Raw genomic sequence first — 14,628 nt, 5'->3', positions numbered from 1 at the left:
AGCCTGCGGGCTGTGCGAGGCTAGTGCAATCATGAGAAACATCCGGGCGGGGTGATCGCCTCGACGCACGCAATCGCACTGTCCGATAACGGCATATCGTGCTCCCAGATGTCGCGCATCACGACCAACTGATAATACGGCTCCACCGTATCGCCGACCTGCTTGATCAGGCGATCCGGGGTACAGACCGTTGTAGCGCCTGCGAGCTGCGTCAAGATCGGAGTCCATAGCGAGTAGGGGGGTAATGCCACGGGCAATAAAAAAGGCCGGGTAAACCCGACTTTCCGCCGCCAACTCATGCCGCTACCGGCGACGTCAATGAATTGCTGAAGTCAATTCGACGTGACAAACCGTCCGAATGAAACCCGGGGGGCGCCTGAGATGGTCCCAGCGCTACCAAACACGGCTTCCCAGGGTGCGCAAAAAATGTCCAAAATTTTTGGAAGTAGTTGAGTCTATTGACTTTTCAGAATTCCCGCTCGACCGCGATGGACAGAGGCATTGGCCATCCGCTATGTCTCGCAACCGGTCACAACTCGACGATTGAGGCGCGCTCCATGTCTATCCAGGCTTTGACAACCTATGTCGGCGTTGCCCACCCATGGATGTGCGACACGATGGGGCACATGAACGTGCGGCACTACGCAGCGATGTTCGACGACGCGAGTTTTCAGCTTCTTGGCCATATCGCCGGCGCTGAGGCAGACCCGGGCAGGGGGTGGGCCGATGTACGCTCCGAGATGGAATACAAGCACGAAACAAAGGCTGGCGCGCTGGTCACCATCCGCTCGCGCGTCATCAAGCTCGGCCGTTCCTCGGTCAGTTTCGAGCAGATCATGTCAGGTACGCTCGACAGCGTGGTACACGCCATCAACAGGACCACGACCGTACGCTTCGATCTTCAGGCCCGCGCGGCGATTGCGCTTGAGCCGGACGCGCGGAAGCGGGCCGAAGCGCTGTTGTCGACTGAGCCGGCGCGGCTTCGCGATCAATCGGCGTAGACGCGTTCTTCAGCCGGCGTTTCGGCAATCAGCGTCTGCAAGCCGGCGATCAAGGCCTTCTCGGCCCGGTTGATCGCCTTTTCAGGGTTCGTCAGCATGAAAATATCGATGGCGGGCGCATTGTCGTAGGGCGGCAGACGCCAGAGAAGCCCGTCAGCCACATCGCGGCGGGCGACATGCAGCGGTAGGGAGCCGACCCCGAGACCGGCAAGCGTCATTCGCCGCACCTCCTCGAGGCTGGACGAGACGCCAACGACATTGGCGTTGAGCTTGGCTTCGCTGCGAAGCAGCGCCACAGGGCGGAGCGCATCGGCGATATGGTCCGTATGGAACGAAACCGACGTCTCGCCCTTGAGGTCGGCAAGCTTCAATCCCTGCCGGCCGAACAGCCGGTGGTGGGGGCCGCAGAAGAAGCCGAAAAACTCCCTGAAGACCATGAGATAGTCGAGCGCCGGATCCCGGACGCTGACGAGGCAAAGTCCGAAGGACGCACGCTTCTCCCGGACCTGGCGCGTGACCTCACCGCTCGGTCCGACGTTGATCGTAAGCGTGGCACGCGGATAGCTGCGGTGGAACTCCATCAGCGCCCGGTCGAAGATCGGCGAGACCACATGGCTCGCAACCGCAATCGTAACATGGCCGGTGACGTCGTCACTGACGCCGCGCACGAGTTGCGGCAGTTGCGAGATCGTGCCGAAGACCTCGACGCTCTGTTCGTAGAGCAGCTGTCCCACTTCGGTGAGTTCAAAGCGCGTCGCATCCCGCTCGACCAGGCGCCGCCCGACGCGGTCTTCAAGCCGCCGAAGTGCATTGCTCACGCTCGGTTGCTTGAGGTTTAGCCGCTCGGCCGCACGCGTGATGCTTTTGACCTCAGCAATCACCACGAAGGTGCGCAAAAGGTTCCAGTCGAGCTCCCAGACGAGCCGTTCCAATCGGGGTGAAGTCATTCCTGAAATCTATGCCTTCTATTTCCATTATCTATTTGCGCAATGCTGAAGCAGAAGCAATCATGAAATTCGGAAGGCGCCTGCGTGCCAGCCCAAGCGCACCAGAAGGCGCATTCACCCAGAGGAACAAGGAACATTTCATGAAGAGCCTATTCTCCGGCCTGCTGGCCGCGACGCTGACCATCGCTGCAACTTTCTCCGCTGTCTCGGCGAAGGCCGATGACCTCGAGAACGTCAAGGCGGCCGGCGAACTGAAGATCGCCATGTCGGGCCAATACCCGCCGTTCAATTTCGTCAATGAAGAAAACCAGGTCGTCGGTTTCGACGCGTCGATCGGCCAGGCAATTGCCGAGCGTGTCGGCGTTAAGGGCACGTTGGTCACAACCGCCTGGGACGGCATCATCGCTGGCCTGCTCGCCAACAAATACGATACGATCGTCGGCTCGATGACGATCACGCCGGAGCGGGAGAAGGTCGTCGATTTCGTCGGTCCCTATTACCATGCCGGTCGCGCCGTCTTCGTCAGCGAGGAATCCAGTGTTCAAAAGCTCGACGAACTCAAGGGCAAGACGCTTGGCGTAACGCTCGGCGAAACGCACGAGAAGTGGGCACGCGAGCAGGGCGGCTGGGACGTCCGTACCTATAAGGGCTTGCCGGAGCTGCTGATGGAATTGAAGAGCGGTCGTGTCGACGCGATCGTCGTCGACAACATTCCGGTCATGGTCGCCGTCAAGGAAACAGGCGAAAAGGTCCGTCGCCTGGAAACGCCAGACATCGAAGGCGGCAGCGTCGCGATCGGCATTGCTATCCGCAAGAACAATCCGGAACTGAAGGCGGCGATGCAGAAGGCGCTTGAGGACATGCTGGCAGACGGGTCCTACGAGAAGATCGCCATGGAATGGGTCGGCAGCGATATCCGCTGATCCCCAAGCTTCCTGTCTCTCCGGCCGCCGCATGAGTCGCGGCCGGAGCTCATGAATTCGCCTTCCGGAGTTTTCCCATGGACGTTTCGCTGGTTGAGCGCGTCTTCCCGTTTTTCGTGGAAGCGGCGTGGATCACGATCGAGATTTCGGTACTTGCGCTTGCGCTCGGACTGGTGGTGGCGTTCCTGATCGCCGCCGCCAAGATGTCGCGCTCGTTGCTGCTGCGCGCCTTCGGTACCGCCTATGTCAGCCTGTTTCGCGGCACGCCGTGCCTCATCCAGCTCTTCGTGCTGTACTTCGGTGGTCCGCAGGTCGGAATCAATCTGGAGCCATTTGCTGCCGGCGTCATTGGCCTTGGTCTCAACATCGGCGCCTACATGGCGGAATCCATCCGCGGCGCGGTGCTCTCGGTCGATCGCGGCCAGACGGAGGCAGCACGCTCGATCGGCTTCAGCCGGTTCCAGACCATGCGCAAGGTGATCTTGCCGCAAGCCGCGCGCCTGATGATCCGGCCGCTCGGTGTCAACGCGGTCGCCCTCGTCAAGGGATCAGCACTCGTCTCGACGATTTCAGTGGTCGAGCTCACCTATACCGCGCAGCGCTACATCGGTTCGACTTACAAGCCGTTCGAGATCTTCGGCGTTGCCGCCGTGCTCTACATGATCATCGTCTATGTCGTCGCGCGGGTCGTCGATCTCGTCGACCGACGCTACGCCATCGCTTGAGGGGGAGACGCGCATGCAAGGTCTCGATTTCAGCGTCGTTCCCCCCTATGCCGATATCCTCTGGCTGGGCGTCTGGTGGACGGTTGTCCTGACCATCTCCGCCGCCCTGATCAGCTTCGTCTTCGGCATCGTTTTCGCCCTCGTCGTGCTCTATGCACCGAAGACCGTGGCCCTGCCGGTGCGGGCGTTCATGTGGCTGTTCATGGGTACGCCGCTGCTCCTCCAGCTTTTCCTGATCTACTACGGGCTCGGACAGCTGGGCTTCAAGATCCTGGCGCTGATCGCCGGCATCATCGGCCTCGGCCTGCATTTTGCCGTCTACAATGCCGACATCCTTCGCGCCGGTATCGTGGCAGTCGATGCCGGACAGACGGAGGGCGCCCGCAGCCTTGGCTTCGGCCGCATGCAGACGCTGCGCTACTTCATCGTACCGCAGGCGATCCGCAACACCATTCCGGCAATGGGCAACAACCTGATCGTGCTGCTGAAGGAATCCTCGCTCGTCTCGATTATCGGCATCGCCGAACTCGTCCACGCCGCACAGCTCGCGATCAGCGAGACTTTCAGGCCGTTCGAATTCTACATCACGGTCGCGGCTCTCTATTACATCCTCAATCTCGTCCTTGAAGCGGGTCTGCGCCAGGTCGAAAAGAACGTGGAGGTTTCACGATGACGGCTCAGAGACCTATGGTCGAAGTCAAGGGTGCCCGCAAGAATTACGGCGCCTTGGAAGTCCTGAAGGGCATCGATCTCTCCGTGGCGCGCGGCCAGATCGTCGCGATTATCGGCCCGAGCGGTTCGGGCAAGAGCACGCTCTTGAGATCGATCAATCATCTGGAGACGCTGAATGGTGGCGAAGTCTGGCTTGATGGCGTTCAGGTCAACCAGAACCTGAGAGGTCAGGCCTTCGAAAGGCACATCAATGCGGTGCGCCAACAGATGGGCATGGTGTTCCAGCACTTCAATCTGTTCCCACACCTGACCGTGCTCCAGAACATCACCATGGGGCCGATCATTCTGAAGGGCATGGCAAATGCGGCGGCGCGTGAACTCGCCATTGAACTCCTGTCGAAGGTCGGCCTTGCCGACAAGGTCGATGCCTTTCCGTCCCGGCTTTCCGGCGGACAAAAGCAACGCGTCGCAATCGCCCGGGCGCTTGCGATGCAGCCGAAAGTGATGCTCTTCGACGAGGCGACTTCGGCCCTCGACCCGGAACTGGTCGACGAAGTGAATGCGGTCATGAAGCAACTCGCCGCCGAGCACATGACCATGCTGATTGTCACACATGAGATGCGGTTTGCCGGTGAGGTCGCCGACCGTGTCCTGTTCATGGATGGCGGTGTCGTCGTCGAGCAGGGGGCGCCAGGCGAGATCTTCCGCCAACCGACGCAGGAGCGCACGCGGGCCTTCCTCAAGAAGTATCTGGCGGCGTGAAGGGGGGCATGATGGAAAAGAACAACCAGTACCCCGATTTCGGCCTGACGCCGGACCAGCGCCGCGAAGCGGTCCTCGGTCACTATTACGAATATCCGGGCATGGATGGGGAGCGCGGCGAGATCTGGTGCTACACCGATGCCTATGCCTATCCGCCCGGCGCCACGGTGCGCCTGCAGGTCAGCTCGACGGCACCCCGCTTCTCGCTTGAAATCGTTCGCGACGGTGCAGTCGAGCAGAGCGTTGTGAAGCGTGACGGTCTTGCCGCGTGCTGGCAGGAGACGCCTGACCAGTGCTCGGTCATCGGCTGCGGCTGGGAGACGAGCTTCGAGTTCAAAGTCGAAGACGATTGGCCTTCCGGCGCCTACCGCATCACACTGAGAGCAGAGGGCAGGGACGGCACGCCGATCCATTGTCATCATCTCTTCATCGTGCGGCCGGTCGCTGGCCGAAAGCCGGGCCGCGTGCTGCACGTCGCTGCGACCGGCTCCTGGACCTCCTACAATACCTGGGGCGGATCCAACCACTATCAGGGCATCACGGGTCCCAACCGCGATCAGTATGCGACGACGGTCAGCATCGAGCGTCCCTTTTGCCGTGGCTTCGTCGTGCTGCCGGCCGACGCGCCGCGCGTGCCGCTAGAAATCTACGCGCCAATGGCCGTCGCTCCGCGTTACCCGCATATGGAATGGGCCTACGCCAACGGCTATTCCAAGAAATATGCCTCCTCCGGCTGGGCGAGCTACGACAGTCATTTCTTCCGCTGGGCGGAGCGGCAGGGCTATTCCGTCGATCTCGCCAGCCAGTACGAACTGCATTTCAATCCTGAGATCCTTGACGGCTATGATTGCGTCGTCTTCGTCGGCCACGACGAATACTGGACCTGGGAAATGCGCGATGCGGTCGACACCTACGTCGAGCGCGGCGGCAGGGCGGCCCGCTTTGCCGGCAACTTCATGTGGCAGACGCGCCTCGAAGACGGCGGCAAGCGCCAGGTTTGTTACAAGTACCGGTCACGGGCCGAAGACCCCGCCTATCGCTCGGCCGATCCGACGCGCACCAGCGGTTCCTGGGAGGCCGCCGAGATCGGTCGGCCGGGTGCGGCGACCTTCGGGCTCAATGCCACTCGCGGGCTTTATGTCGGCTGGGGCGGTTGCGCCCCGCGCGGCGCACGGGGCTTTCCGGTCTATCGGCCCGAGCATTGGGCTTTTGCCGGAACGGGCATCTACTACGGCGATATCCTCGGCGCGGAAGGTCATGCCTTCGGCTATGAGGTCGATGGTCTCGACTACATCATCCGCGGCGGACTGCCGGAGCCTGCCGAAGACAGTGGTGCGCCGAAGGGCCTCGAAATCCTCGCGCTCGGCATGTCGTCGTTGAAGGAAGAAAGTGCCGACATTCCCGCTGACGACCAGTTCCTCTCGGATGCCGACGCGAAATTCGTCGCCGAGACGCTGATCGGCGACGATGGCCCGCGGGCCGTCGAACGCGTCAAGCGCGGCTCAGGCATGATCGTCAATTTTCCGCGCGGCAAGGGCGAGGTCTTCCACGCCGGAAGCTGCGAATGGGTGGCGGCACTCAAACGCGGCGACGCGATGGTCGAGCGCGTCACCGCCAACGTTCTCAATCACTATCTCAACCGCTGACAGAGACTTGCCATGCTCAAGACGACAGCTTCCAACGAACGACCCGCCTCTCACCTCTTCTACCAGTCGCGCCTGCGCCGTCCGCTGGTTGACCGCGCTGAAGGCATCTATCTCTGGGATCAGGACGGACGCCGGGTGATCGACGGTTCTAGCGGCGCCATGGTGGTCAATATCGGCCATGGCAATCGCAATGTGCTCGACGCGATGAAGCGCCAGATGGATCGGGTGACCTTCGCTTACCGGCTGCATTTCGAAAACGAGCCTGCGGAAGACTTGGCCCGCCGCGCCGCCGAAAAGCTGCCTCAGGGCATGGACAAGATCTTCTTCGTGTCAGGCGGCTCGGAAGCCGTCGAGTCCTGTCTCAAGCTCGCGCGGCAATGGGCTGTCGCCACCGGTCAGAAGGATCGCTGGAAGGTAATTTCGCGCTTTCCCTCCTATCATGGTGGCACGCTCGGCGCCTTGGCCGTCACCGGTTATGCCGCACTCTCAGATCCCTTCTCTTCGATGATGCGCGAGATGCCGAAGGTGCCGGCGCCAACCGCTTATCTCGACCGGGACAACCTGACGATGGAGCAGCGCGGCATCAAATATGCCGACATGCTGGAGGAGAAGATCCAGGCGGAAGGCCCCGAAACGGTGCTGGCCTTCATCATGGAGCCGATCGGCGGCGCCTCGACCGGAGCTCTGGTGGCGCCCGACAGCTACTACCCGCGCATTCGCGAAATCTGCGACAAGTACGGCATCCTGTTGATCCATGACGAGGTGATGAGCGGCGCCGGCCGCACCGGAAAGTTCCTCGGTGGCGACCACTGGAATTGCCGCCCGGACCTGATCGCTCTCTCCAAGGGCTTCGCTTCCGGCTATTGCCCGCTCGGTGCCATGGCCGCACCGACGCGGATCGTCCAGCCGGTTCTCGATGCCGGCGGTTTCCAACATGGCTTCACTTATGCCGGCAATCCGCTTGCCTGCGCCGCCGGTCTTGCCGTTCTCGACGAGATTGATCGGCTTGGCCTTATAGACAATGCCGCCGCCATGGGCGAGGCGTTGAAGGCAGAACTGGTGGCGCTGTCCGGTCGCTTCCCTTTCATCGGCGACGTGCGCGGCAAAGGATTGCTGCTGGCCGCCGAGTTCGTTTCCGACCGCGAAACGATGAGGCCGTTGCCGAAGGAGTTGAACGCACACCAGCGCATGGTCGATCTCGCCTATGAACGCGGCCTGATCATCTATTCCAGGCGCACGCGCGGCGGCGTCGAGGGCGACCATTTCCTCGTCTGCCCACCGATGATCATCACCCGCGAGCAGGTCGGCGAGATCGTCGGCATCCTCGGTGATGTTCTCGAAGTCCTTGCCGAAGAACTCAACCTTCCCGTCAATCGCTGAGGGCTTGACCATGACGAAAGCCAAGACATCGCGCAAAGTGATCATCACCTGCGCGGTGACGGGATCGGTGCATACGCCGACCATGTCGCCTTACCTGCCGATCACGCCCGACCAGATCGCCTCCGAAGCGATTGCAGCGGCCGAGGCCGGCGCTTCCATCCTGCATCTACACGCGCGTAACCCGGAGGACGGCCGTCCGTCCGCCGATCCGGCATTGTTCATGAAATTCCTGCCGCGCATCAAGCAGTCGACCGATGCGGTCGTGAATATCTCCACCGGCGGCTCGTCGCTGATGGCGCTGGAAGACCGGCTTGCCGCATCCCTTCGCGCCGAACCGGAAATGTGTTCGCTGAATATGGGCTCGATGAATTTCGCGCTGTTTCCGGCGCTCGACAGACCGACGGAATGGAAGCACGAATGGGAGCCGGAGCTTCTGGAAGCAACGCGCAGTTCGATCTTCAAGAACACCTTCGCCGATATGGAGTTCATCCTAACGCGGCTCGGTCAGGGCTGCGGCACGCGCTTCGAATTCGAATGTTACGACGTCGGCCATCTCTATTCTCTGGCGCATTTCCGCGATCGTGGCCTGGTGTCCGGTCACCTTTTCATCCAGTTCGTGTTCGGCGTTCTCGGTGGCATCGGCGCCGACCCCGAAAATCTCACGCACATGAAGCGCATCGCCGACAAGCTCTTCGGCGACGACTACAGCTTCTCGGTGCTGGCTGCCGGCCGCCACCAGATGCCGATGATCACAATGGCTGCCGCCATGGGCGGCAATGTGCGCGTCGGGTTGGAAGACAGTCTCTATAACGGCCGCGGGACGCTTGCGACCAGCAACGCCGAACAGGTCCACCGCATCCGCGCAGTTCTCGAGGCCTTGTCGCTGGAGGTTGCCACGCCAGCCGAGGCACGCGATCTTCTCGGCCTCAAGGGCGGAGACAAGGTCGCGTTCTAATGCCGCAGCCCGCCGCTAAAGCGCGGGCCGCCATGGCCATGGGAGTAAAGGAAGAATAGGTGATGACACTAGGAGCCGATGCCTTGGATGTGGCGATCCGCCCCGGGCGGCCGGAGGATGCCGAGGCAATGCACCGGGCAATCCTTGAAATGGGGCGCGGGCTTGGCATGGAAGCCAAGATTACCAGCAGTACCGAGGATTTTCGCCGATGCGGCTTCGGGCCTGAGGCCGCCTTCGGAAGTTTCGTCGCGGAAGCGCGCGGAAAATTGGTCGGGCTTTGCCTCTTTTTCCCGATCTTCTCCACCTGGCGGGGTCGGCCCGGCGTTTTCATCCAGGACCTGTATGTCGATGGACGCCTGCGCGGGCAGGGCATCGGTGAGCGGTTGCTACGCGAGGCGGCAAGCTGGTCGAAGGCGCGGGGTGGCGACTACTTGCGACTGGCGGTCGATGCCGAGAACTTCGCCGCTCAACGCTTCTACGAGCGGCTCGGCATCACCTGGCAGAAAGCCGACCATGAACACGCCGCCTATGGTGACGCCTTTCTGGCGCTCGCCGATGGACTGAATTGATGAGGATGGAGCGAGCATGAAAGCCTTCTATGCAGAGGAACAGAAGCGCCACGACCCGAAAGCCTTTCTGTCGAGCGGCGCGCCGAAGCCGAATCCCGAACAGCCAGAGCGCGTCGAGCGATTGGTCGCCGGGGCGAAGGCGGCAGGCTGCGAGATCTTGCGGCCCCGCGATCAAGGGCTCGGCCCGATTGCCGCGGTGCATACGCCCGAATATCTCGATTTCCTCGAACACATCTACGCACGCTGGCAGCGTATCGCGGAGGCCTCGGAGGAGGTTATCCCGAACATTCATCCGCTGGCGCGCGATGGTCGGTATCCGGCTTCGGCCGTCGGGCAGGCGGGTTATCACATGGCTGACACCGCGTGCCCGATATCCGGTGAGACATGGGACAGCGTGCGCTGGAGCGCCTGGAGTGCGGTGGAAGCGGCAGATGCAGTCATGGCGGGGGAGCGCGCGGCTTATGCGCTATGCCGGCCGCCGGGGCACCACGCCTTCGCCGACGTCGCCGGCGGCTTCTGTTTCGTCAACAATTCGGCCGTCGCCGCACAGCGCTTTCTCAAGAGCGCTGCCCGCGTCGTGATCCTCGATGTCGACCTGCATCACGGCAACGGCACGCAAGGCATCTTCTATCAGCGCGCCGACGTGCTCACCGTCTCGATCCACGCGGATCCCGTGCGTTTCTATCCGTTCTTCTGGGGCCATGCCGATGAGCGCGGCGAGGGCCCGGGTCTGGGCTACAACTTCAACCTGCCGCTCGAACGCAAATCCGGCGATGCGCAATTCCTGGCCGCACTCGTTACCGCTTCTCGCCGGATCCGAGCCTACGCGCCGGATGCGCTGGTCGTGGCGCTCGGACTCGACGCCTACGAAGGAGATCCCTTCGGCGGCCTCTCCGTGTCGACGCCAGGATTTGCCCGCATTGGCGAAGCGATCGCCGGACTGGGGCTTCCCACGGCAATCGTCCAGGAAGGCGGCTATCTCTGCGATGCGCTGTCCGACAATTTGACGGCCTTCCTTACGGGCTTTGGTTCAGCCTCGCGTTAGCCGATCGAAGGCGCCAGTCGTCACCAACGCGAGTGACGGTCTAGAGTCAGGAATACGGCTGTGTCGACCACCCGACGGACGTTGAGGGCGCCGGCTCCCTCAACGTTAACCAGCGGAAGAACGGACGACGCGCTCCGCGTGAACTGACACGACCAAGCGCTTATTTTCTCGAAATAATAGCCGTTTTACCCGCCGGTCTCGAAGGATGTCCGGCGGCCGTCTTTTTTTGACCGTTTCGCTGAAGATGAGAGGCCCTCCATTCGTGAAACCGATCGGCAACCGCGCGTTGGCCTTCCGAGCTGTATCCGACCTTCAACATTTATGCATACAAAATTGTCGACAAAATAGTTGACATTGTCGCCAACAGCTTCAAATCTAGGCTGACTTGCTCAAGCGTGGCGAGACCGCCGGGCTATGAGGACCGACGAGAAAATAGAGGGAACCACATGAAACTGAGAAAGCATCTCCTTGCGGGGCTGGCATTCGCCTTCCTTGCAACCACCGCATCCGCAGAAACGCTGCGTTGGGGGAGCCCGCGGGATATCTACTCGCTCGACCCGTATTCTTACGGCAGTACCTCCAACCTGGCCTTCCTCAACCATATCTACGAGGGCCTGACCCGCTATACGCCCGAGTTCAAGGTCGAGCCGGCGCTTGCCACCAGCTGGGAGATGGTCAAGGACAAGGTCTGGCGTTTCCATCTGCGCAAGGGCGTGAAGTTCCAGAACGGCGCCGACTTCACCGCTGACGACGTCGTTGCCTCCATGGCTCGCGTCAGCCACCCGACGTCGCCGCTGCGTGGCAATATTCCGGCCTACGTCTCCACCACCAAGGTCGACGACTACACCGTCGATATTGAAGTGAACTCGCCGAATCCGCTGTTCCTCAACGACATGACCAATATCTTCATGTTCGACAAGGACTGGCTGGTCGACAACAAGTCCGAGCTGCCAACCGACGTCGGCGCCAAGGTCGAAGGTTACGCCACCCACAACACGAACGGCACCGGCCCGTTCAAGCTCGAGTCCCGTGTCCCCGACAGCAAGACGGTGCTCGTCAAGAACGAGGGCTGGTGGGATACGCCGAAGCACAATCTCGACCGTATCGAGTTCATGCCGATCACTTCAGCCGCCACGCGCGTGGCAGCACTGCTCTCGGGCGAGATCGATCTCACTGACGGCGCGCCAGTACAGGATCTCGAGCGCCTGAAGAGCTCGCCGGACATCAAGGTCGTCGAGCGCACCGATTTGCGCACCGTGCATATGGTCTTCAACCGTCACGAGACCTTCGCCGACGGTCGCGAGAACTTCTTCAACAATATCAAGGTGCGCCAGGCGATCGACCATGCAATCGACCGCCAACTCATCTTCAAGCGCGTGATGCGCGGCAAATCGCATGTCGCCGGCACCATGGTCGCCCCGGAAATCCCGGGCTACAGCGCCGAGCTCGACGTGCCGACGAGCTACGATCCGGAACTCTCAAAGAAGCTGCTTGAAGAGGCCGGCGCCGTCGGCAAGGAGTTCACGCTCGTTTGCATGAATGACGAGAGCGTCAACGAAGAAGACGTCTGCAGCGCACTCGTTTCGATGCTGTCGCGCATCGGCCTCAAGCCGACCCTCGACATCGGCCCGCGCGCGGTCCAGGCACCGAAGCGTGCCGGCGGTAAATCCGACGCCTACATGATCGGCTGGGCCAACGAGCCGACGCTCGATGCCTATTCGATCCTGGTTCAGGTGCTTTCGACCCGCGAAGGTGCGGCCGGTGTCGCCAACTACGGCGGATGGTCCTATCCGGAGCTCGACGCAATGGTGAAGAAGGCCGCGCTCGAGATGGATCATGACAAGCGCCTGGCAATCGAGACCGAGGCGCTGAAGTTTGCGAAGGACGAGGTCATCATGATCCCGCTGCACCAGCAGCCGATGGCCTGGGCGATGTCCAAGAACGTCACGGATGTGACTATTCGGGCCGACAACAAGCCGCGTCACTGGCTGACCCGTATCGGCGATTGAGTTTCCTTGCCCCGGCAGGGTTCGCTCTGCCGGGCCTTCTCATTCAGCGAGAAACCCAATGATTGTCTTTCTCATCAAGCGGCTGGCCAATGCCGTGCTGGTCATGCTCGCCGTCGCGCTGCTGGCCTTCCTGATTTTCCGCTTCGCCGGCGATCCGGTCGAGCTGATGGCCAACGAGCAGATGTCGCAGGCCGACCGCATCGAACTGCGCGAAAAGCTCGGGCTCAACGATTCGTTTCTGAGCCAGTACGGCCGCTTCGTCGTGAACGCGGCGCAGGGCGACTTCGGCATCAGCTACCGAAACGGCCAGGACGTCATGACGCTCATCGCCGAGCGATTCCCGGCGACCATGGAACTTGCACTGGTTGCGACCATCCTGTCGCTTTTGATCGGTATTCCACTTGGCGTCGTCACCGCCATCCATCGAGGACGATGGTATTCGGAGGGGCTGCAATTCGTCAGCATCATCGGCGTCTCGCTGCCGAGCTTCGTCGTCGGTATCCTGCTGATCCTCGTCTTTGCCGTAACCCTCGGGCTTGTGCCGGCCTTCGGTCGCGGTGATGTCGTGCAGCTCGGCTGGTGGAGCACCGGCCTGCTGACGGCCTCGGGCCGCGCATCGCTGCTCTTGCCGTCTCTCGCGCTCGCGCTCTACCAGATCACCCTGGTGATGCGCCTCGTTCGGGCCGAGATGATGGAGGTTCTGCGCTCCGACTTCGTGAAGTTCGCGCGTGCCCGCGGCGTGCCGCGCTGGCGCATCTATTTCCGCCACGCGCTGCGCAACTGTCTGATGCCTGTCGTCACCATGACGGCGATGAATTTCGGCTCGCTGATCGCCTTTGCGCTGATCACCGAAACCGTCTTCCAGTGGCCGGGCATGGGCATGCTCTTCATCCAGGCGGTCACCTTCCTCGATATGCCCGTGATGGCGGGTTATCTCTGCATCGTCTCGTTCATCTTCGTCACGCTCAACACCCTGGTCGACATCGCCTATGCGGTCATCGACCCGCGGCTGCGCGATGCCACCCGTTGAGGTCGCTGTCATGACAGATCACGTTCAGCCAACCACGCCGCCACGCCAGCCCTCCAGGCTTGCTCGCTGGCGCCAGAGCGATCTCTGGTGGTCCTTCACCCACAAGCCCTCGGCGATCGTCGGGGCGGTTATGCTCACCTTCCTGATCGTGACGGCTTTCGCGGCACCGCTGATTGCGCCGCAGAACCCCTTCGATCCGGCTCAGCTCGAACTTTGGAATTCCGAACTACCGCCGATCTGGGAGGCCGATGGCCAGTGGCCCTACGTGCTCGGCACGGACACGCAAGGCCGCGACATGCTCTCGGCCATCCTCTACGGCTCACGCATTTCGATCCTGATCGGCGTCGCTTCCGTCATGCTGTCGCTCGCCGTTGGCCTCAGCCTCGGTCTCATTGCCGGCTATTTTGGCCGGTTTATCGACAACCTCTTGATGCGTATCGGCGATGTGCTCCTGTCGATCCCGACCATCCTGATCGCCATCCTCGTCAGCGCGGTCGCACGCCAGATGCTGCCGCCGGAACTGCGGGACGTTGGCGCCGCCGCAGTGCTGGTGCTGGCGATCACGCTGAGTGCCTGGGTGCAGTATGCCCGTACTGTGCGCGCCCAGACGATCGTCGAGCGCGGCAAGGAATATGTCCAGGCCGCGCGCCTTTTGAAGACGCCGGCTCGGCGCATCATGCTGAAGCATATCCTGCCCAACACGCTGACGCCGATCATGGTCGCTGCGACCTTGAACTTCGGCATGGCGATCCTGACGGAGGCAACACTTTCGTTCCTCGGTATCGGCATGCCGCCCAGCCAACCGAGTCTTGGAACGCTGATCCGCCTTGGCAACCAGTTCCTGTTCTCGGGCGTATGGTGGGTCGTGCTTTTCCCTGTCATCCAGCTTTGCCTTCTCGTCGTCTCGGTCAACCTGCTCGGTGACTGGCTGCGAGATGCGCTAAATCCGAAATTGAGGTGAATG

The 14,628-nt window shown here is 61.7% G+C and carries 15 protein-coding genes; 13 read left to right on the top strand and 2 right to left on the bottom strand.

All coding sequences use genetic code 11. The features are described 5' to 3' along the window. Positions 1-29: 29 nt before the first annotated feature. A complete protein-coding gene (locus AC1Z3V_RS00380) occupies positions 30-215 on the bottom strand; it encodes a hypothetical protein (protein WP_483496583.1) in 186 nt (61 codons plus the stop codon). A 342-nt stretch (positions 216-557) separates the two neighbouring features. Between AC1Z3V_RS00380 and AC1Z3V_RS00375 the strand changes: the two genes are divergently transcribed. Continuing rightward, on the top strand, positions 558-1,001 hold the full coding sequence (locus tag AC1Z3V_RS00375) for an acyl-CoA thioesterase (protein ID WP_483496581.1): 444 nt from the start codon (positions 558-560) through the stop codon (positions 999-1,001). Here the strand turns inward: AC1Z3V_RS00375 and AC1Z3V_RS00370 are convergent. Next, positions 989-1,948, bottom strand: a complete 960-nt coding sequence (locus AC1Z3V_RS00370; RefSeq protein WP_483496580.1) for a LysR family transcriptional regulator — start codon at positions 1,946-1,948, stop codon at positions 989-991. The genes AC1Z3V_RS00375 and AC1Z3V_RS00370 overlap by 13 nt on opposite strands. A 140-nt stretch (positions 1,949-2,088) precedes the next feature. Here AC1Z3V_RS00370 and AC1Z3V_RS00365 point away from each other — a divergent pair, with 140 nt between their 5' ends. The 12 genes from AC1Z3V_RS00365 (at position 2,089) to AC1Z3V_RS00310 (ending at position 14,625) form a co-directional block, all read left to right on the top strand. Beyond that, positions 2,089-2,871 carry an ABC transporter substrate-binding protein gene (locus AC1Z3V_RS00365; protein WP_483496578.1) on the top strand — a complete coding sequence of 261 codons (783 nt, stop codon included), beginning with the start codon at positions 2,089-2,091 and terminating at the stop codon, positions 2,869-2,871. A gap of 77 nt (positions 2,872-2,948) precedes the next feature. After that, positions 2,949-3,596, top strand: a complete 648-nt coding sequence (locus AC1Z3V_RS00360) for an amino acid ABC transporter permease (RefSeq protein WP_483496576.1) — start codon at positions 2,949-2,951, stop codon at positions 3,594-3,596. A gap of 13 nt (positions 3,597-3,609) precedes the next feature. Further along, positions 3,610-4,269 carry an amino acid ABC transporter permease gene (locus AC1Z3V_RS00355; protein ID WP_483496575.1) on the top strand — a complete coding sequence of 220 codons (660 nt, stop codon included), beginning with the start codon at positions 3,610-3,612 and terminating at the stop codon, positions 4,267-4,269. Next, positions 4,266-5,030 carry an amino acid ABC transporter ATP-binding protein gene (locus AC1Z3V_RS00350; protein WP_483496573.1) on the top strand — a complete coding sequence of 255 codons (765 nt, stop codon included), beginning with the start codon at positions 4,266-4,268 and terminating at the stop codon, positions 5,028-5,030. The genes AC1Z3V_RS00355 and AC1Z3V_RS00350 overlap by 4 nt, the downstream gene beginning before the upstream one ends. Positions 5,031-5,038: 8 nt before the next feature. Next, the gene (locus AC1Z3V_RS00345; protein WP_483496572.1) at positions 5,039-6,676 is read left to right on the top strand and encodes a N,N-dimethylformamidase beta subunit family domain-containing protein; all 1,638 of its coding nucleotides are present in this window, start codon (positions 5,039-5,041) and stop codon (positions 6,674-6,676) included. A gap of 12 nt (positions 6,677-6,688) precedes the next feature. Further along, positions 6,689-8,056, top strand: coding sequence for an aminotransferase family protein (locus AC1Z3V_RS00340; protein WP_483496571.1), 1,368 nt, complete (start codon positions 6,689-6,691; stop codon positions 8,054-8,056). A gap of 10 nt (positions 8,057-8,066) precedes the next feature. Next, positions 8,067-9,011, top strand: a complete 945-nt coding sequence (gene kce / locus AC1Z3V_RS00335; RefSeq protein ID WP_483496570.1) for a 3,5-dioxohexanoate:acetyl-CoA acetone transferase — start codon at positions 8,067-8,069, stop codon at positions 9,009-9,011. Positions 9,012-9,073: 62 nt separating this feature from the next. Further along, positions 9,074-9,580: an N-acetyltransferase family protein gene (locus AC1Z3V_RS00330; RefSeq protein ID WP_483499483.1), complete on the top strand. Its 507-nt coding sequence runs from the start codon at positions 9,074-9,076 to the stop codon at positions 9,578-9,580. A 16-nt stretch (positions 9,581-9,596) separates the two neighbouring features. Beyond that, a complete protein-coding gene (locus tag AC1Z3V_RS00325; RefSeq protein ID WP_483496569.1) occupies positions 9,597-10,625 on the top strand; it encodes a histone deacetylase family protein in 1,029 nt (342 codons plus the stop codon). 446 nt (positions 10,626-11,071) lie between these two features. Then, a complete protein-coding gene (locus AC1Z3V_RS00320; protein WP_429817800.1) occupies positions 11,072-12,634 on the top strand; it encodes an ABC transporter substrate-binding protein in 1,563 nt (520 codons plus the stop codon). A gap of 58 nt (positions 12,635-12,692) precedes the next feature. Beyond that, positions 12,693-13,664, top strand: a complete 972-nt coding sequence (locus tag AC1Z3V_RS00315; protein ID WP_429817802.1) for an ABC transporter permease — start codon at positions 12,693-12,695, stop codon at positions 13,662-13,664. Positions 13,665-13,674: 10 nt separating this feature from the next. Next, positions 13,675-14,625, top strand: coding sequence for an ABC transporter permease (locus AC1Z3V_RS00310; RefSeq protein ID WP_483496567.1), 951 nt, complete (start codon positions 13,675-13,677; stop codon positions 14,623-14,625). The last annotated feature ends 3 nt before the right edge of the window (positions 14,626-14,628 follow it).

Source organism: Ensifer sp. 38_S197 (assembly GCF_056924495.1).
This window is presented reverse-complemented; position numbering and strand designations above follow the sequence as displayed.

Bases quoted from the DNA above. Each gene is read 5' to 3' on its own strand.
- AC1Z3V_RS00375 (WP_483496581.1), top strand. From the start codon at position 558: ATGTCTATCCAGGCTTTGACAACCTATGTCGGCGTTGCCCACCCATGG.
- AC1Z3V_RS00370 (WP_483496580.1), bottom strand. From the start codon at position 1,948: ATGACTTCACCCCGATTGGAACGGCTCGTCTGGGAGCTCGACTGGAAC.
- AC1Z3V_RS00365 (WP_483496578.1), top strand. From the start codon at position 2,089: ATGAAGAGCCTATTCTCCGGCCTGCTGGCCGCGACGCTGACCATCGCT.
- AC1Z3V_RS00360 (WP_483496576.1), top strand. From the start codon at position 2,949: ATGGACGTTTCGCTGGTTGAGCGCGTCTTCCCGTTTTTCGTGGAAGCG.
- AC1Z3V_RS00355 (WP_483496575.1), top strand. From the start codon at position 3,610: ATGCAAGGTCTCGATTTCAGCGTCGTTCCCCCCTATGCCGATATCCTC.
- AC1Z3V_RS00350 (WP_483496573.1), top strand. From the start codon at position 4,266: ATGACGGCTCAGAGACCTATGGTCGAAGTCAAGGGTGCCCGCAAGAAT.
- AC1Z3V_RS00345 (WP_483496572.1), top strand. From the start codon at position 5,039: ATGATGGAAAAGAACAACCAGTACCCCGATTTCGGCCTGACGCCGGAC.
- AC1Z3V_RS00340 (WP_483496571.1), top strand. From the start codon at position 6,689: ATGCTCAAGACGACAGCTTCCAACGAACGACCCGCCTCTCACCTCTTC.
- kce (WP_483496570.1), top strand. From the start codon at position 8,067: ATGACGAAAGCCAAGACATCGCGCAAAGTGATCATCACCTGCGCGGTG.
- AC1Z3V_RS00330 (WP_483499483.1), top strand. From the start codon at position 9,074: ATGACACTAGGAGCCGATGCCTTGGATGTGGCGATCCGCCCCGGGCGG.
- AC1Z3V_RS00325 (WP_483496569.1), top strand. From the start codon at position 9,597: ATGAAAGCCTTCTATGCAGAGGAACAGAAGCGCCACGACCCGAAAGCC.
- AC1Z3V_RS00320 (WP_429817800.1), top strand. From the start codon at position 11,072: ATGAAACTGAGAAAGCATCTCCTTGCGGGGCTGGCATTCGCCTTCCTT.
- AC1Z3V_RS00315 (WP_429817802.1), top strand. From the start codon at position 12,693: ATGATTGTCTTTCTCATCAAGCGGCTGGCCAATGCCGTGCTGGTCATG.
- AC1Z3V_RS00310 (WP_483496567.1), top strand. From the start codon at position 13,675: ATGACAGATCACGTTCAGCCAACCACGCCGCCACGCCAGCCCTCCAGG.